Source organism: Paenibacillus sp. FSL H8-0283, assembly GCF_045040675.1.
GTDB classification, from domain to species: Bacteria; Bacillota; Bacilli; order Paenibacillales; family Paenibacillaceae; genus Paenibacillus; species Paenibacillus amylolyticus.
In genome coordinates, this window is the sequence record NZ_CP150295.1 from 511,718 (window position 1) to 530,344 (window position 18,627).

Here is an 18,627-nt window from a genome sequence, read left to right on the forward strand (position 1 = left end):
CATCTCTATAATTACGAAGGTAAACAGAGAGGATGAGAGAATTGCCAACAAGCAAGAAGGAACAGATTATTTTGGGATTAATGATGTGTACAGGAATGGTCTTGGTCATGATGTTCTTCAATCTATGGCACAGTGGGTTACTCGGCAAGATGTCCCCGCTTGAGATACTGCTTCAATTCATATTATGTTTTGTCATCGCGTTTCTGGTGGAGTCTTTCATTGTTGGACCTGTGGCGAGAAAGATTGCATTCTCCTTGCCCTTCGACAAGTCCAATAAGATTTTAGGTGTGCTCGTCATTTCATTTTTCATGGTGATTGGCATGGTTCTGATCATGTCCATGTATGGAATGATCTCGGCATATCTCGCGGATCAATTAAGTGGGGCATCCGTACTCCGTACGTACCTTCATACAATCGCTCGTAACTTCAGCCTGGCGCTTCCATATCAGTTGATTATTTTGGGGCCAATCGTACGATATGTATTCGGTAAATTCATCAAGGATAACGGGCCCGTAATGCCTGTCGTTAACAAAAGTGTGTGATTCGGCTGGCCCTAAGTATTTCCTGGGCAATCTTGTGCAAATGAATAGATATTATTCTCACCTTTAATGAAAGGTGATGAGAGAGGCAAAGATAGGGCACTGCCGCCATATTACAGCGCTAACGAATCGAGGACACCTTATTAGGCCAGTTTCTAAGGGAATGAAAACCTAACGAATCTCAGCGGTGTTATTATGCAAAAAACCTCCAACGAGACATTTAATTGAAGCTAATTATCTATAATAACGTCTCTAGGATTCGTTAGATTTCAAACATGCGGAAATGGAGGGGGATAGTGGAGCTAGAATAAAAAGTGGACACCCGTTAACGGACGGAAGGATAATAAGACTAACGGAGGTGTCCACATGGGAGAACAGCGGCAACGATATAACGAAGAATTCAAAAAACAAACGGTCAAATTCATTCAAGAGCAGACGAAGACACTTGGAGATTTGGCAGAAGAACTCAACATTCCAAAAAGTACGTTGCACCAATGGATGAGTAAGTACCGCGAACTAAAACATGAGCCTGTTGCCAGCGTAGATCGAGTGAAGGAACTGGAAGCAGAGCTTCAAGAGATGCGCCGGTTGCTTCAAGAGAAAGATCACACGCTTGCGGATACACAAGAAGAACTGGCGATTGTAAAAAAAGCAGTGCACATCTTCAGCAAACCAAAGAGCTAAGATTTCAGTTTGTGGAAGATCATCGCTCCGAGTTTTCTTTGGAGAAGATGTGCAGAACCTTTCAAGTATCACGGAGCGGATATTACAAATGGCGAATGGACCGAACCAGCATGCGGCAGAACCGTAAAGACGAGGTCATGAAGCGTATTCGCTATCATTTTTACGACCACCAGATGCGGTGTGGAAGCCCTAAAATTACGTATCTGCTCCATTTAGAAGGGCTGCGAATCTCTTCACGTACCGTCAGTATATACATGCGTCAAATGAATCTACGTTCTGTGGTCATGCCCAAATATCGCGTTCAGACGACGGATTCCAAACACGACCATCCCCTTGCGCCAAATACGCTGAATCAGCAATTTAAAACGTCCAAACCGAATAAGGTATGGGTTACCGACATCACCTACATTCCTTGCCGAGGAGGTCGTCTATATCTCGCCAGCGTTCTGGATTTGTGCACACGTGAAATTGTAGGCTGGCGTCTATATAACCATATGGAAACCAGTTTGGTGATGGGTGCACTGGAGGAAGCTTATAAGGCCAAACGCCCCGCTCGGGGATTACTCCATCACTCAGATCGCGGCTCTCAATACACGTCAAAAGAATACGTGGAGCAACTAAAATCATACGGAATGGAATCAAGCATGAGCCGCCGAGGAAACTGTTATGATAACGCCTGTATTGAGTCATGGCACAGTATTTTAAAGAAGGAACTCATTTACTGCAACCCTCGTTTTAAGACGCCGGAAGAGGCTTATACTGCCATCTACCAGTACATTGAGTTCTATTACAACCGCAAGCGAATGCATGGCGCACTAGGGTATCTTTCCCCTGCTCGTTTTGCGATGAATTTTACGGACAAATCCGCAGCGTAGTGTCTACTTTTTTGACATAGGTCCATAGCCTGTGCTAGGTTCGTTAGCACAGAATAACGCTACAACAAAATGTCCACCGTCAGGTCATGGCGGTGGACATCTCAATCTCTATAATAGGTATTCTATTTCTGATTCTAATTCTCAGGACTGCATCGAAACATAACTGTTAAGTCGCTGGATCCACCACATGTTTGTTCTGCCATTGATACGTGATTACGCTAATGACAAGCAGGCCAACTGCAAAGATCGCAAGCATCCATGCAGACTGATTAACGGCCAGATGATCAAGACTCCATCCCGTAGTCAAAGGCAGAATGGCACCGCCAACCCCACCTGAGGCAATTAAAATGCTGGGTGTGGATTCCTCTGTTCCGGGCAGCAGTTTACTGGCGAAGACAAGGGCAATGGAGAATATCCCTGACATCGCAAGTCCAAGCAGTAAGATGATGAGAAATGCAGACCAGATTTGGTTTGTAAATGGAAATACCATTAACAAGAGAACAGATGCAAGACAACTGTACAGGACATATACGCGGTATTGGAATTTCTCTGCGATATACCCGGCGAAGAGCCGTCCCACGGACATGGCAATCCAGAAACAGGTGACACTAAGGGCTGCTCCGGCTTCCTTCATGTTCATTTTCTCAATCAGAATCGCCGGCATGAAGTTCGCAAGACTCATCTCTGTGCCAACATATAGGAAGAAGAACAGGACGAATAATACCAGAAGAGTCCTGTTACGGCTTTGATAGGTTGGACTGGATGTACTTGCAGATGCGGGATGCATCTCACCCGATGTCCCACCAGAGTGCGTATTTACGGAAGCATGATTTGAACTCTGTCGCTCCAGAAACTTATCGAGTTCACCGAATGATCCTTTCGCCCAGAAAACAAAGGTCAGCGCTGCGCAGATCGCAACAACGAGAAAGGAAAGGCGCCAGTATCCGGCAGCAATCAGACCGCTGGCAATGAGCGGCATGACCATCGCTCCAATCCCGAATAACACTTCCAGTCGACTCATGGCAACGGCTGTATTGTCTTTAATTGCAGCGATGATAATGGTGCCAATAACAGCTTCAACCATTCCGAATCCAAAGCCGGCAGCAGGTGCGATGACGAACATCCAGCCCCATGGTGGCAGCAGCATGTAGGATAATTCTGCAATACAGAGCAACGCTGTGGCGATTAACAGGCCTCCCCGTTTACCAAAGCGTCTGTTCAGCCATGGAGATAACAATACACCACCCAAGAATCCGGCAAATTGAGCAAAGATCAGCGTTCCGCCTTGGCTATAATCTTTGCCGTAATGTTCAAGTGCAACCGGTAGAATGGAACCGAGCACAACGTGGGCAAGTCCAATCAGGAAATAGGACAGACATCCGATCCAAAGTAATTTTTTCATAAAGAACCCCTTCTACTTATATACATAAATTGAGGATCACAATAAAGCGCAATCTTGAAGACAAAGTCTATCATAACAGGACATGTTAAGTTGTGCCATGAATTCCTGATCGATACAGAAGGTTGCAATCTGGTCCGGCGTTCGTATATACTGAGACCAACAATTACAGATCGGACCATGCCGTTGAAGAGCATCCAACTCGGAGGCGTTTTCGCCAGGGGAGCGATATTTCCCCAAGTTAACCGGAACCGCCCGTTATCGCGGACCAAGAGGCTGGAAGCAGGATATCCTGATTCAGCAAGTTGGGTGGCACCGCGAGCAGAGCGCTCCTCGTCCCAAGGGATGAGGGCGCTCTTTGTATTTTTACAGCCAAAGGAGACGGTGACCATGTTAGAAATGAAGTGGATTCGTGCACATGCAGAAGAGGTTCAGGCCGCAGCAGACGGGAAAAAAATCAAGATCAACATTCGCACATTGTTAGAGCGGGATGAAGAACGTAGAACACTTTTGCGGGAAATTGAAGAAGGTCGCAGGTTGCGCAATACGTTATCTACTGATATTGGCAGACTCATGCAAGCCGGGAATCGGGAACAGGCCGAGGGTTTGCGGGCTCAGGTGAAACAGATCAATGAACAGTTGGAACAGGTGGAAGCGAGGCTCGCCCCTGTGCAGGAGGAAGTAACCAAGCTGCAATGGCTGGTACCCAATATCGTATCCCCGGATACCCCCAATGGCTTGTCGGACGCAGACAATGTAGAGCTGCGACGTGTGGGAGAGGTGCCAACGTTCGAGTATAACATCAAAGATCACGTGGAACTTGGGGAGTTGCATGATCTCATCGATATTCCCCGTGGAGTTAAGATTGGCGGTACGCGAAGTTATGTATTAAAAGGCGCTGGCCTGTTATTACATCGAGCAGTACAGCAACTTGCGCTTGATTTGCTGCTGAAGCACGGCTTCACACCGATGGAGGTTCCGCTGATGGTCAGGGAGGATGCGCTGGTGAACACCGGATTCTTCCCAACCGGTCGAGATCAGGTCTATGAACTCGAAGGGGAGAACAAGTGGCTGGTGGGAACTTCTGAAGTGCCGCTGGTCTCGTATTATGCGGATGAGATTGTTGATGTTCAAGAGCCTGTGAAGCTGGCTGCGGTATCGACGTGTTTCCGCAGTGAAGTTGGCTCCGGCGGACGGGATGTACGCGGATTGTATCGTGTGCACCAATTTGCCAAAGTTGAGCAGGTCATTCTCTGTGCCCCTGATGCAGAAGAATCGGAGCGCATGCTGCAAGAGATTACGGGACACGCCGAAGAATTGCTGCAATTACTGGAACTGCCGTATCGTGTTGTCGCTGTATGTACCGGAGATATGTCGCAGAAAACGTACAAACAGTATGACATCGAGACCTGGATGCCAAGCCGCGGTGCATATGGAGAAACGCATTCGTCGTCGAATCTGCATGATTTTCAGGCGCGCCGTTCGAATATTCGTTGCCTCGATGCCGAAGGCAAGTTGGTCTACTGTCACACCTTGAATAATACGGCGGTGGCATCGCCGCGTATCCTGATACCTTTGCTTGAGAATCATCAGCAGGAGGATGGAAGCATTCGCATTCCGGCAGCCCTGCGGCCCTATATGGGCGGGGCCGAGAGCTTGATTTTGCCAGAGCAGGACGAAGTGAAGTAGAGAGGTTAGGTAACGCTTTAGTAATTCAAAAAGGGGATGTTCCACACGTCATGTTGTATGTGACGATGGACATCCCCTTTTCAACGATAACACTATTTAACGAACCGATCTCCTACTATGTTGTGCCAAATATAACTGATGGTTAGTGCTCGGACCTAAGATATAGCTTTCTTAATCAGAATTTTCTTCGTTTATGTAAGTAAATAAAATTATTTCTTAAATGTTAACGCAGCTTCCATTCACGCTCGTTAATGATTTCAATTTGTCCAGATTCAAGGGCGCGGCCTTCCCATATTATACAATGAAAATCATGAATTGTTCCAAGACTCTCACTCACGTTATTCAACTTTATGCAATTCGTATCCGATATAATATAATAGAAGTAAAATATTGGATTATGGGAGTTGGGAATTAAAAATGAATAGAATCAAACTGGCGCTTCGAGGCACATTTGCTCTAATTATGGCATTAACCGTACTGGTCCCTTCGTTGGCCTTGGCGGCTACTGGTGACGTGAAATCGATTGAAATAACCAATAGCAGCCCGCAGAAGATGAGTGTTTCCGAAACAGCTGCGCTTCAGGTGATGGCAACGGTAGAAGGTTTTGATAACAAGCAGGATGTTACCGAAGGCGTGACTTGGTCCACCAGTAATGCAGCGGTTGCGACGATGGTGAAAGGCAAAGTCAAGGCTGTGGCCGCGGGCGAAGCAACGATTTTTGCAGAAGTAGACGGGGCTAAAGCCCAGTTGGTTGTCCAAGTGCAGGAGAAGATCAAAAGCATCAAAGCTTCACCGAAATCCTACAGTTTTGTTAAAGGCAGTGAAAGCACCCTTCCGAAAGTAAGCATTACCCGTGCGAATGGTAAGGAAGAGGATGTGACGTCTGAGATTGTGTGGTCCGTATCCACTTCTTCGGCTGTGCTGGAAAACGGTAAAATCAAAGGCGTTACACCTGGCAGAGTATTGCTGCAAGGCAAGTACGGAACAACGATTGTGAAAGTTCCCGTTGCTGTGACGGACGAGATTACCAAAGTTGAAGTCACTCCTGCCACAATGCAGCTGAACATCAAGAAGTCCAAGGCGTTGAAGGTCATCGGGACCTACGCAAATGGCAAAACGATCAACCTTTCGAAACAGATCGTATGGACCTCTTCCAATACAAATGTAGCTATCGTGAAAAATGGAACCGTTAAGACGCTGACCGAGGGACAAGCCACCTTGACAGGAACTTATCAAAATCAGACAATAAAGGCAGAGGTTACCGTTGTACCTTTGCTCAAAAAGTTGATTACAGGCCAGAAAAAACTGGTTTTGTCCCCACAGGGAAGCACAACGCTGAGTGTGATGGCACAGTATGATACGGGCAAAACCACTGTTGTGACCAACAGTGCGGTGTGGAGCAGCACAAAGCCGGGCGTAGCGACAGTTACAAATGGCAAGATTGTGGCTGTAGGCAAAGGGAAAACGTCCATCACGGCCAAATGGGGCAATAAAAAAGTGACGATCCCTGTTACGGTAAAATAAATCTTCATATAATAAAGCATCTTGCATGATCCAAAAATTAGTTTCAGTACATGACATCGTTAAAATCATCAATATCATCAAGGTAACAGACAACCAAGGGGCGTAGACATACGCTCCTTTTTTGGATATATAGAAATATGTATCTGAAATGCCTTCTGCTTCAACAACTATATAAGGGGATTGGATGGGATGAATATGAAAGCTTCGATTATAAGCTCAGACTCTAACTCTAGTGATCTGGCTTACCTGAAATATCTTTTTCTATCCCTAAGTTCCATACTTACATTTCAACGGAGTACTACGATTAAGCGCATGAAGCAACGCACCTATGAAAAATACAGAGAAGGCTACCATTTGAAATGTCATGGTGAAGAGGAGATACCTGAATGAAAGATCCAATGCAACCGGAAAATTGGCCTGCCTGGGCGACAGAGTCGGTAGAGATTGCTCCGGCCAATCCCAATTGGGATGCGCAGGCTCAGGATGAAATCCGGCAACTCAAACGTCTTCTAGAGCAGTTTAATATTCATCAATTCGAACATATCGGAAGCACGTCCATTCCAGGGTTACCCGCCAAGCCCATTATTGATCTGATGGCAGAGGTACAGTCATGGGATGACATGGATCTGATTGCGGATCAGCTGAATCCGTTGGGCTGGAACTACGTTCCGCCTGAACTGGATGGACGGGAGTACAGACGATTCTGGGTCAGGGTTAAGGATGGCAAGAGAGCTGTACACCTGCATCTGATGCGCCCGGGAGAAGAACGCTGGGATCGTCAAATTCGGTTTCGGGATGTGCTGAGAAAACGCCCAGATCTGGTGGAAGCTTACGCCTTCCTGAAGACAAAGCTTGCTGATGAGAACAAGGAAGATAGGGAATCGTATACCGCTGCCAAAACGCAATTTATTTTACAAGTGCTTGATGAAGGCGTGTGATTGATTGAAAAGCGTACTTATCAGAGACAGGCTGATCTATTTCTTCGCAGTCATGATGACCATGGCGGCAGGACTCGCATCCAGACACTTCGGTGAACGATTGCCGGGTTGGGTGCATGAACATTTCGGGGATGCATGTTGGGCGGGCATGATTTATTTCGGAGTACGCATGGTGTGGCCTCATCGCAGCTTGGTATGGGCGATGTGTTTGAGCTGTGTATTCAGCTGGATGATTGAGTTCTCGCAGTTGATCCAGACGCCTTGGCTGATTGAGATACGCTCTACCGTATTAGGTGCGCTTATACTGGGACATGGGTTTCTGGTAATTGATCTGATTCGATATACGGTCGGTATTCTGTGCATGGTTATGATAGATCGTTATTTCCTGAGAAATAAGATGGCTGGATCATGAACTCAAGTGAATCATGGAGGTGTGCTGCATGAATGTAGAAAAACTTTTTGCCGACTTGCCCGAATTCGAAACACAGCGGTTAAAGCTGAGGCGGCTTACGATGGATGATCTTGATGAATATTATGCGTTTGCCTCTGATCCGCGAGTGAGTCAGCAAAGCTTGTGGAACTACCATGAGACGGTGGAGGATTCAATTCAATATATTCAGCGGGTGCTGGATAATTATGAACGGAAAACGGTACATATCTGGGCTTTTGTTTTGAAGGAAACAGGGACCTTGATCGGGAGGGGTGGCATTTTTCATCTCAACGAACCCATGCAGAGTGCTGAACTAGGGTACGCGATAGCCAGCAGTCACTGGGGTAAGGGGCTCGCAGCAGAAGCGATGCAACCCATCGTGGATTATTGCTTTCGGGAACTGGACTGCAATCGGTTGGAGGGGAAATGTAATGCAGGCAACATAGGCTCTGCACGCGTAATGGAGAAGCTGGGTATGTCGTACGAAGGTTTGCTACGCAAACAGTTGAAGATCAAAGGTGTATTTACGGATCAAAAATTGTACTCCCGTATCCGGGATGATCTATAATACTTCCAATGACTCATAGGGTACATCGCAGAAATTGAAGGAGGCAGAACCATGATCTATAGTATTATTTCCCGTTCGTTGTGGGAGCAAGTGTCAAAGGGGAGTGTGTATGCACCAGATAGCCTGGAGACGGACGGATTCATTCATTGTTCCACCAAGGAACAGATTCCATGGGTAGCCGGGCAATATTATGCAGGCCGCACGGATCTATTATTACTTAGTATTGATGAGAAGGCGTTAGAGCCAGAACTGGTGTATGAGGATCTCTACGAATTAAATGAACTATATCCACATATCTATGGAGAGCTCAATCTGGATGCGGTTCGCAAAGTCATTCCATTTGAACCGAATGCAGACGGTACATTCTCATTTCCTGAATAAATAACATGTGACACTTCTATTTGGACGTGATCTGGGGGCATTATACTTTTTCGAAGGGTGGTTAACGGATGGATATGAATCAGGTTTTTCTGGAGACAGCCGAGAAGCAATTCTTGTATTACAAGCAGCTCGGGGAAAAAGCCATGGCACAACTGGATTCCGAGCAATTGTTTCAATCCTGGAATGAAGACGCGAACAGCATTGCGGTAATCGTAAAACATCTATGGGGCAATATGCTGTCCCGCTGGACGGATGTACTGACAACAGATGGTGAGAAACCGTGGCGTGAACGGGACGCCGAGTTCGTGAATGATATTTCTTCCCGGGAAGAGTTGCTCTCCAAATGGGAGGAAGGCTGGAATTGTCTACTCGAATCCATTCGTTCGTTTACCCCGGAACAATTGTCTCATATCATATATATTCGGAATGAAGGTCATACCGTGATGGAGGCCATTATTCGGCAATTAGCACATTATCCGTATCATGTTGGGCAGATTGTATTTGCCGCGAAAATGCTTAAAGAAACAGCTTGGGACAGTCTCTCGATTCCGAGAAATGGGTCAGATCAATATAACGGCGGCAAATTTGCCAAACCGAAGGCACGCAAACATTTTACAGAAGATGAACTTCATATAGAAAAAGGTGAGGAACAACAATGACTCAAATTGCATTGATTCGCCATGGAAGTACAGCGTGGAATAAGGAAAAACGTTCGCAGGGACAGACGGATAATCCGCTGGATCAGGAAGGCAGGGAACAGGCGGTATTACTTGCCGCGAGACTGGCCGACGAATCCTGGGATGCCATCTATGCAAGTGACTTGGAACGTGCAAGTGAGACAGCTCGCATCATTGGTGATCGCTTGGGTATTCAGGAGATTCATCTGGACCCTAGACTTCGCGAGATGGGCGGAGGACAGGTCGAAGGAACAACGGAAGAGGAACGGTTAGCCAAGTGGGGAGCGGACTGGAGTACCCTGGATCTTGGACGGGAGCTTGCAGATGCAGGGACTGTTCGAGGCAGTGCGGTGCTTGAAGATATTGTACAGCAGCACCCCGATGGAAGAGTGATCGTTGTCAGTCACGGAGCCGTTCTGCGGAATACACTGCGAGGTCTGGTGCCTGAACTGGATATCAGTGTGAAGCTGTCCAACACATCCATTACCCGGATCGCCAAGAATGAGAATGTGTGGCAATGCGAACTGTACAATTGCAGCGTACATTTGGATTCGTCCAGGGAGTCTTAATAGATGGATGCTCTGACGTTAAAACGCTAGCAAATTTTGTGGACAAAAGGGGAGATGGCGCATGACCGAATTGACGTATTCATGGACGGAGGAGATTTTATCTCCGCTGGGTGAGACAGCGGTTATCATCCAGTGCGGGGATCAATTGTCTGACGCTGTGCAGCGCAGAGTGATGTCTGTATGTGCTTTGCTGGAAAAAAGCACTTTGCCAGCCATGATCGAATGGGTGCCTACATATACGTCCGTTACAGTATTTTATAATCCGTTCATCTCCTCTTACCCCGAGTTATGCCGGATTCTGCTTCAGCAGTTGAATCAAATGAAGGAATCCGTACAATACAAACCCAGAACGGTCACGATTCCCGTATGTTATGGTGGCGAGTGGGGCCCTGATCTGGACTACGTTGCCAGTGAAAATGGACTGACCGCAGAGGACGTTATCGCGATTCATACATCAGGGGAGTATCTCGTACATATGATTGGATTTGCACCGGGTTTTCCGTATCTCGGCGGTTTGTCTGAACAGATTGCTACGCCCAGACGGGCAACGCCAAGGCTTCGGGTTGAGGCGGGCACAGTAGGTATCGGTGGCAAACAGACAGGAATCTATCCAGTGGATACACCCGGGGGATGGCAATGTATTGGACAAACGCCACTCCGGTTGTTTCGGCCGGAAGAGAACGTACCGAGTTTGCTGGTAGCAGGTGATCGGGTTCGATTCAAACAGATTACGATGCAGGACTATCTGGCGTTGAAGCGGAAGGAGGGCGAACGATGAGTATTGAATTGATTCGCCCTGGTCTGTTATCTACCGTTCAGGATGAAGGCAGAACCGGTTATCGCCGGTATGGTATTCATTCTGGCGGGGTCATGGACACCTTTGCAGCCAGAGCAGCCAATATGCTTGTGGGCAACTCCCGACATGCGGCAGTACTGGAGATGACGATGACGGGGCCAGAGCTTCGATTTCAGGAGAGCCAGCTAGTCTCGTTATGTGGAGCCGATCTGACGGCAACGGTGGATCATCTGCCTGTACCTTTGTGGCGTCCGGTGCTGGTGCGGGCTGGAAGTGTACTGAAGTTTGGTCCATGTCGTCATGGTTTGCGTGGATATCTGGCGATTGCGGGTGGAATAGCTGTGCCTGAAGTGATGGGCAGTCGAAGTACAGACCTCAAGACAGGTCTTGGCGGTGTGGAGGGCCGAGCCTTGCGCGTGGGGGATCTGTTATCCAATGGTGAACTTTCTGTCGAAGCGCAAGGCTGGATGCATCGTATGGAGCAGCAGGTAAAGGAGAGTGAGCGGGACCACCGAATATTGGCGCCTGCGTGGCTTTTATCTGAACGTGAAAGACCTGACTATTATGGGCAACCTGTTATTCGTGTGATGGAGAGCAAGGATAGTTTGCTGTTCAGTAAGGCAAGTCTGGGACAATTCTATGCCGAAAAATACGTGATTTCTTCGCAATCCGATCGGATGGGCTACCGCTTGCAAGGCTCCATACTGGAGCTGGATCAGCCCCTGGATCGGCTGTCTGAAGCCGTTACCTATGGCACGGTGCAGGTGCCACCGGATGGTCAGCCCATCATCTTGATGGCGGACCATCAGACGATTGGAGGTTATCCTGTCATTGCACAGGTAGCTCGGGTGGATATGCCAATCCTGGCTCAGACTAAGCCAGGAACCCAAATTTCTTTTAAAAAGATTACGCATGATCAAGCTGGACAGTTGTATATTGAACAGGAAATCAATATGCAGCTCATGGATAAGTTGATACGCAGAAGAATGGCAGGAATGGGGGACGCTTAATGAATACCTCGAAAACCTTGGATATCAATTGTGATCTGGGCGAAAGTTATGGTATATATCGGACGCTGTCGGACGAGGCCGTTCTACCCTTGATTACATCAGCCAATATTGCCTGCGGATTTCATGCAGGGGACCCGGCTACAATGCGCCTGACGGTAGAGAGGGCATTGGAGCATCAGGTGGCAATTGGAGCCCACCCCGGGTTGCCAGATTTGCAAGGGTTTGGCAGAAGACGTATGGACATTACGCCACGGGAAGCATATGACATGGTGGTGTATCAGATTGGTGCGCTGGATGCCTTTGTCCGGGCAAGCGGAGGGCGAATGCATCACGTAAAACCACATGGTGCCTTATACAATATGGCCGCAGAAGATTCGAAGCTTGCTGAAGCCATAACCGAGGCGATCTATCAAGTACTGCCTGAACTGTATCTGTATGGTCTGGCGGGCAGTGAGCTGATTCATGCCGCGGATCGCATCGGTCTGCGCAGTGTGAGCGAGGTGTTTGCGGATCGAACCTATGGGACGGATGGTAAGCTCACCCCTAGAAGCCAAGCGGGAGCTGTCATTGAAGAGTCGGGACAAGCGATTGCTCAAGTGCTTCGGATGGTGAAAGACGAAGTCGTTGTATCCACGGATGGTACGTTGGTTCCCATTAAGGCAGAGACGGTCTGTATCCACGGTGACGGAGCAAACGCTCTCGCATTTGCTCAAGAGATTCGTCGTGTGCTGGAATCGGAAGGCATTAAGTTATCCGCGCATACCACGGGATGATACGAATGTTCAGCAGAACAATAGTAGTATCAGGTTGTTCGGATTGAACTTTGAAATTTTAGAATGACAAGGAGTGGATCAACAGAATGAAACCCATACGCAACTCGGCGAAAGCTGTCATTGTACAGGATGGACGATTGCTGGTCATCCGGCTGGAAGACCAATATGGTACCGCTTATGTGTTCCCAGGTGGAGGACAGGAGAAAGGTGAAGAACTCAAGGATGCGGTCGCACGTGAATGTCTGGAGGAGATTGGTCAGGCCGTGAATGTGGGAGAGCTGTTACATATCCGGGAGTATATCGGTAAAAATCATGAATTCGCCGAGTGGGATGCAGATATCCATCAGGTTGAATTTTATTTTGCGTGTAGCCTGATCGATCCGGAGGCAACCGTTTTTGAAGGCTCCAATCCAGACGACCACCAAGTCGCCGTGGAATGGATTGCACTTGAAGAGCTGTCCCAGATTCGTTTATATCCAAAAACAATTGGCGAATTGCTTCTTAAATCAGGCTCTTCTTCAATCTATCTTGGAGATCTGAATTAAATCAGCCAAGAAGAAATATCGTGCTAACCCCTTTATGTAAACATTTTTATAAAGAACTTTTCCAATTTTGTCACGTTAGCGTATCGGTTCATGGATTCACCATAGGTGAGGTGGGTACACTATAAGTACAGGCTTATTACAAAAGCATTTGCATTAAGCTGTCTCTAGTAATAAGGGATTAATGAACTGTCATTAAACACAAAGAGGTAGTAACAACTACACTTCTCTTGTACTTTTTATTATTCACCCTTAATTGGAAGAACAGTAGACGTAGTGGAGGGGACGGAATCGATTCTGAGGAAGCGAAGTGTCTGCTGGTATCCTGAATTTTCACTTGTATATCCATTGAATTAAACATTTACACGATAACGGAGAGGACAGAAGAAACCTGAAAAAGCGAAGCGGTCGCCTTTATCACCGGATTTTTCCCTTGAGAAAAGGGAATCAAAAAATCTGGGGATAACAGCGATTGGAAGGTTATTCTGTCATCGTAGTGTCAGTGTAAATCGTCTTTAATCCAATGTATACGATGAAGAGATCAGGATCATTGCAAGATAACAGCGATCCAAAGAACGATCCGTACCCGCAACGCCCTTCTACATAGTCCTTCCAACATTCCCCCAATCCGAAAGGAGCACTTCCCATGAACCAGACTGAATTGGAACAAAACATTGTAAAAGCATTGGAAAACAACCCTTTTTGCAGCTTCTCCACTGTGGAGAATGGTAAACCAAAATCCCGCTATATGGCGCTTTTCAACGATGGACTGAACATTCATCTGGCAACGAACCGCCGTACACACAAAGTAGAGGAACTGGAGAATAATCCGAATGTTAGCCTGCTACTTGGTTATGAAGCTGGTGGTTCCAAGGAAGTAGTTGAGATCGAAGGAACCTGTGAAGTAACGAAGAACGAAGGCTTGCGTGAGCAAGTGTGGAACGACGAACTGAAGGCGTGGTTCGATGGACCTAATGATCCTAACTACGTCATTCTGGACATTACCCCGACTCGTATTGAATACACGGGGAAAGATCATGAACATCATGTGTGGGAACAATAATCCGAATATGAACATAACCTCTGCAAAGTAGCGTCCTTATGCGAAAATACGCGCAGAGTTTAATCCAACCGTGAAAGCCATTAAGGTTTCACGGTTTTTGGTATGGATGAATAACGCTGAATTGGATATACATGTAAGACACATGTAATATACGTATTTTAAAGATAATAAGCACTAAATACCTACTAAAATGTTGAAAAAATTGTCGAAATCACGCATGATAATGTAAACTTACCTAGGTATGTGCGGGTAATGTAAAAAATAATGCTTTTCAATGACTGAACATTGCGTTATGATTTGGAATGTAAACGACAAGCACAGACATAAATAGATGTTCATGTGAGATAAACTTACCTGAAATTCCGATGCATGTCATCAGAGCGTCAGTACGCACAACCCATGAAATCTATCTTTTTTCTGCGCTCTTCGTTTGCCCATTAATGCATGATTCAATGTACATAACCGGGAGGGGTTATTTTGAAAACGAGTAAAAAAGTATTATCAAGCCTGACTGCCGCTTTGGTTGCATTAAACGTGCTTGCGGTGTTTCCGGTACCTGTATCGGCTGCAGATGCTGCCAAAGTTAAACTGCGGATCATGGAAACCACAGACATTCATACCAACCTGGTTAACTATGACTACTATTCCGACAAAGAGACAGACCAGTATGGACTCGCCAAAACAGCTACACTGATTAAGAAAGCCCGTGACGAGGCGAAGAACAGCCTGCTGTTTGATAATGGGGATCTGATTCAGGGGAATCCGCTGGGAGACTACTCTGCGAAAATTGATCCACTGAAAAAGGGTGAGACTCACCCTGTATATAAAGCGATGAATCTGCTCGATTATGATGCAGGTAACATCGGTAACCATGAATTCAACTATGGTCTGGACTTCTTGGACATGACGCTGGAGGGAGCAAACTTCCCTTACATTAATGCCAATGTCTATGTAGACGATGGTGATGATGATGAGACAAATGACAAGAACTATTTCACACCATATGAGATTTTGGATAAAAAAGTAACGGATGAGACTGGCAAAGAACATACGATCAAAGTAGGTGTGATCGGATTTGTACCGCCACAAATCATGCAATGGGATAGCGCTAACCTTGAAGGCAAAGTAATCGCCAAGGATATTATTGCTACCGCGAAAAAATTCATTCCTGAAATGAAAGCCAAAGGTGCCGACATTATTGTAGCTATCCCTCACTCCGGATTTGAGGAAATTCCTCAAACAGATCTGATGGAGAACTCCGTACTGTATCTGAGCCAGGTAGAAGGCATTAATGCCATTCTGTTTGGACATGCTCACAAAGTATTCCCAAGTGCTGATTTTGCCGGCAAAAAAGGGGTAGACCTTGAGAGAGGTACCATTAACGGCGTTCCTGCTGTAGAACCAGGTTTCTGGGGTGATCATCTTGGCATCATCGACCTGGATTTGGAGCTGGTTGATGGCAAATGGAAAGTGGTCGATTCCAAAACGGAAGCACGCCCAATCTATGACACAGCCAACAAAAAGCCACTGGTAGATGCGGATCAGGACATCATTGATGCGGTTCATGAAGAGCATGAAGGTACATTGGAGTATGTTCGTGGTCCGGTGGGCGAAACGACTGCACCTATCAACAGCTTCTTCGCTCTGGTTCAGGATGATCCATCCATTCAGATCGTAACGAATGCACAGAAATGGTATGTCGAAAAACATATGCAAGGTACGGAATATGAGAAAATCCCTGTATTGTCCGCAGGTGCACCATTCAAAGCCGGTGGACGTTCAGGCGCTTCGTATTACACGAATATCCCTAAAGGCACCATTGCGATCAAAAACGTTGCTGACCTGTACGTATATCCAAATACGGTACATGCTGTAATGGTTAACGGCGCAGAACTGAAAGAATGGCTGGAATGGTCTGCAGGCCAGTTCAACCAGATCGACCCGGCTAAAGGTGGACAACAACAACTGATCAACAATGACTTCCCAACGTACAACTTCGATGTTATCGATGGTGTAACGTATCAGATTGATGTGACACAACCAGCCAAGTATGACGGCAAAGCAACCGTTGTAAATGCATCGGCAAGCCGGATCAAGGATCTGAGTTTTAACGGTAAACCGATTGACCCAGCGCAAAAATTCATCGTAGCGACAAATAACTACCGTGCTTCTTCGTCCAAGCTGGCTAACCCGGACGGTAAACGTATCGTTCTGGCTGCACCGGATGAGAACCGTCAAGTGATCATCGACTACATCCGTGAGAATAAAACGATTAATCCGGCAGCGGACGGTAACTGGTCCCTGGCACCAATTAAGCCATCTGCTGGGTTAACCGCAGCAGCGCTGAACGATCTTGAAGTTGTGTTTGCTTCTTCCCCGGATGCAAAAGATCTGGTTGAAGCAAACCCGGCGATGTCTTTCATTGGTACAAATGATGATGGTTTTGCTGAATACGGCATGAAATTGACTGGAGAAGCAACAACAACTCCGAAACCAGGTACGGAGCCTGCTCCAACACCTACAAAGCCAACTAAACCTACGGAGCCGACTACTCCAACCAAACCAACGACCAAGCCACAGCCTGAGAAACCAGCGGGCGGCAAAGTGGTATATGTGGTGAAAAAAGGCGATAACTTGTACCGCATAGGTTTGAAATATGGTGTAGACTGGCGCAAGCTTGCGACAGCTAACCAAATCTCAAATGTGCATAACTTGAAAGTTGGACAGAAAATCGTGATTCCCGCTTCTTAAAGTTTAATAAGCGGTGAAGAGGAGACCGACAGTCATCAGACTGTCGGTCTTTTTTTCTGCAAATTTGAATATATTTGTTCCAAGAACCGTCATACAGGAAGTCATCAAAACAGTAGAGATTAATTTTAAGACCCATGATATAATATTTACAAACTTTGGGTATATACAAGTGAACATTAATGGACATGGAATCTAAATTGGCAAGGGGGGTCCTACATGAATTGCAGTGGCTGCAGTCCAATCTATGCTATAGAGGGCCAAGGTACCTTGTACTTGCGTCCCATTTCCCCCGCTTTGCTGGAAGCGCTACAAACGCCGGGAAGACTTATCGAGACGTCGGATGACATGATGTGGATGGATTTTTCGAATCTTGAGACGGTTCAGAATTTAATAAAAGAGATCGGCGAAATTGATCCGACATTACGTGATTCCCTAACTGTTCAGATTATGCCTATTTACGAACAGGTTAATGAAGAAAGCTGGATTAGTCTAACCATGCAGGAGTCCCGTTTCAAACATGCGGAGCTTGTTTCCATTATTCTGGAGCATCAATTCAGCAGTCATATGCAACCCATCGTTGATGCATCGGAGCAGATTATCGGATATGAGTTTTTGCTTCGTCCTGCTGAGAATGGAAAATCCTTCAGTTCCTATGAATTATTTGAAGTTGCGCGTGAGACCGGACTACATTCTTTTCTGGATCGATTGGCGCGTATTACTGCTATTGAGACCAGTGCCCTTTTTCTGCCGCATGGTGTCAAACGCTTCGTCAATTTCCTGCCTTCCTCCATATACAATCCCGAATATTGTCTGACACATACGTTTGAAGCGATTGAACGCCTTTCGCTGGACCCTAAAGATTTTGTGTTTGAAGTCGTGGAAACAGAGCAGATTCATCATATGCCCATCTTGCAGCAAATATTTGAGGTATATCGTTCCCGTGGAATGTCGGTTGCACTGGATGATGTGGGTGCCGGATATTCGACAATAGAGCTGATGAATCGGTTAGAACCGGATTTTGTCAAAATAGATCGAAGTCTTATTGACCGTTGTGATCAGGATTCGACCAAACAAGAGAAAATTCTTCACATTGTTGAGATGTCGAGTCGATTTGGAGGGCAAGTCCTTGCCGAGGGGATCGAACGGATGGAAGAGTTTGAATTCTGTCGTTCCATAGGTATTGAGCTTGCACAGGGCTACTATTTTGGTAAACCCTCGGCACAACCCCCAGGCGGTCCGTACTCTAATACTTCATCTATTTCATGGAATAATTAGTAACCTGTACCTTGTACAAGTCGCTTCTGATCAGAGGTGGCTTGTTTGGCGTGCCTGCACATTTTTCTCTCAAATAAATACCCTCATTTAGCCGATATATAAGATAAGCCTTTAGATTGATCCATACATACAAAGAAAGAGGGC

The 18,627-nt window shown here is 46.5% G+C and carries 19 protein-coding genes; 18 read left to right on the forward strand and 1 reads right to left on the reverse strand.

Annotation, left to right across the window (positions count from 1 at the left end; genetic code table 11):
• Positions 1-32 precede the first annotated feature (32 nt).
• From MHI52_RS02475 to MHI52_RS02485, 3 genes are all read left to right on the forward strand, one after another.
• Entirely contained in the window at positions 33-542 is a 510-nt protein-coding gene (locus MHI52_RS02475; RefSeq protein WP_405158372.1) for a hypothetical protein, read from the forward strand.
• Positions 543-905: 363 nt separating this feature from the next.
• Positions 906-1,223: a transposase gene (locus tag MHI52_RS02480; protein WP_074094933.1), complete on the forward strand. Its 318-nt coding sequence runs from the start codon at positions 906-908 to the stop codon at positions 1,221-1,223.
• A gap of 11 nt (positions 1,224-1,234) precedes the next feature.
• Complete coding sequence (locus MHI52_RS02485; RefSeq protein ID WP_339189383.1) at positions 1,235-2,098, forward strand: IS3 family transposase; 864 nt, start codon at positions 1,235-1,237, stop codon at positions 2,096-2,098.
• 166 nt (positions 2,099-2,264) lie between these two features.
• Here MHI52_RS02485 and MHI52_RS02490 read toward each other — a convergent pair whose 3' ends face one another.
• On the reverse strand, positions 2,265-3,500 hold the full coding sequence (locus tag MHI52_RS02490; protein WP_405158373.1) for an MFS transporter: 1,236 nt from the start codon (positions 3,498-3,500) through the stop codon (positions 2,265-2,267).
• Between the two features lie 387 nt (positions 3,501-3,887).
• Here MHI52_RS02490 and serS point away from each other — a divergent pair, with 387 nt between their 5' ends.
• From serS to MHI52_RS02565, 15 genes are all read left to right on the forward strand, one after another.
• Entirely contained in the window at positions 3,888-5,186 is a 1,299-nt protein-coding gene (gene serS, locus MHI52_RS02495) for a serine--tRNA ligase (protein WP_405158374.1), read from the forward strand.
• A 417-nt stretch (positions 5,187-5,603) separates the two neighbouring features.
• Complete coding sequence (locus MHI52_RS02500) at positions 5,604-6,710, forward strand: Ig-like domain-containing protein (protein WP_405158375.1); 1,107 nt, start codon at positions 5,604-5,606, stop codon at positions 6,708-6,710.
• 386 nt (positions 6,711-7,096) lie between these two features.
• On the forward strand, positions 7,097-7,648 hold the full coding sequence (locus MHI52_RS02505; protein WP_405158376.1) for a GrpB family protein: 552 nt from the start codon (positions 7,097-7,099) through the stop codon (positions 7,646-7,648).
• A gap of 4 nt (positions 7,649-7,652) precedes the next feature.
• On the forward strand, positions 7,653-8,060 hold the full coding sequence (locus MHI52_RS02510; protein ID WP_211085635.1) for a DUF2809 domain-containing protein: 408 nt from the start codon (positions 7,653-7,655) through the stop codon (positions 8,058-8,060).
• A 28-nt stretch (positions 8,061-8,088) separates the two neighbouring features.
• Positions 8,089-8,646 carry a GNAT family N-acetyltransferase gene (locus MHI52_RS02515; protein ID WP_076329745.1) on the forward strand — a complete coding sequence of 186 codons (558 nt, stop codon included), beginning with the start codon at positions 8,089-8,091 and terminating at the stop codon, positions 8,644-8,646.
• 51 nt (positions 8,647-8,697) lie between these two features.
• Complete coding sequence (locus MHI52_RS02520; RefSeq protein WP_036616752.1) at positions 8,698-9,027, forward strand: DUF952 domain-containing protein; 330 nt, start codon at positions 8,698-8,700, stop codon at positions 9,025-9,027.
• Positions 9,028-9,095: 68 nt separating this feature from the next.
• Positions 9,096-9,686: a DUF1572 family protein gene (locus MHI52_RS02525; RefSeq protein WP_036616755.1), complete on the forward strand. Its 591-nt coding sequence runs from the start codon at positions 9,096-9,098 to the stop codon at positions 9,684-9,686.
• Positions 9,683-10,273: a histidine phosphatase family protein gene (locus tag MHI52_RS02530; protein ID WP_036616758.1), complete on the forward strand. Its 591-nt coding sequence runs from the start codon at positions 9,683-9,685 to the stop codon at positions 10,271-10,273. The genes MHI52_RS02525 and MHI52_RS02530 overlap by 4 nt, the downstream gene beginning before the upstream one ends.
• A gap of 61 nt (positions 10,274-10,334) precedes the next feature.
• Positions 10,335-11,051: a 5-oxoprolinase subunit PxpB gene (gene pxpB / locus MHI52_RS02535; protein ID WP_405158377.1), complete on the forward strand. Its 717-nt coding sequence runs from the start codon at positions 10,335-10,337 to the stop codon at positions 11,049-11,051.
• The gene (locus MHI52_RS02540) at positions 11,048-12,079 is read left to right on the forward strand and encodes a biotin-dependent carboxyltransferase family protein (RefSeq protein ID WP_405158378.1); all 1,032 of its coding nucleotides are present in this window, start codon (positions 11,048-11,050) and stop codon (positions 12,077-12,079) included. The genes pxpB and MHI52_RS02540 overlap by 4 nt, the downstream gene beginning before the upstream one ends.
• Entirely contained in the window at positions 12,079-12,852 is a 774-nt protein-coding gene (locus tag MHI52_RS02545; RefSeq protein WP_405158379.1) for a LamB/YcsF family protein, read from the forward strand. Before MHI52_RS02540 ends, MHI52_RS02545 begins: the two co-directional genes overlap by 1 nt.
• Positions 12,853-12,938: 86 nt before the next feature.
• Complete coding sequence (locus tag MHI52_RS02550) at positions 12,939-13,397, forward strand: NUDIX domain-containing protein (RefSeq protein WP_341005912.1); 459 nt, start codon at positions 12,939-12,941, stop codon at positions 13,395-13,397.
• A 643-nt stretch (positions 13,398-14,040) separates the two neighbouring features.
• Positions 14,041-14,457: a pyridoxamine 5'-phosphate oxidase family protein gene (locus tag MHI52_RS02555; protein WP_074093246.1), complete on the forward strand. Its 417-nt coding sequence runs from the start codon at positions 14,041-14,043 to the stop codon at positions 14,455-14,457.
• 477 nt (positions 14,458-14,934) lie between these two features.
• Complete coding sequence (locus MHI52_RS02560) at positions 14,935-17,208, forward strand: bifunctional 2',3'-cyclic-nucleotide 2'-phosphodiesterase/3'-nucleotidase (RefSeq protein ID WP_405158380.1); 2,274 nt, start codon at positions 14,935-14,937, stop codon at positions 17,206-17,208.
• A 216-nt stretch (positions 17,209-17,424) separates the two neighbouring features.
• The gene (locus MHI52_RS02565; protein ID WP_100528149.1) at positions 17,425-18,483 is read left to right on the forward strand and encodes an EAL domain-containing protein; all 1,059 of its coding nucleotides are present in this window, start codon (positions 17,425-17,427) and stop codon (positions 18,481-18,483) included.
• Positions 18,484-18,627 lie beyond the last annotated feature (144 nt).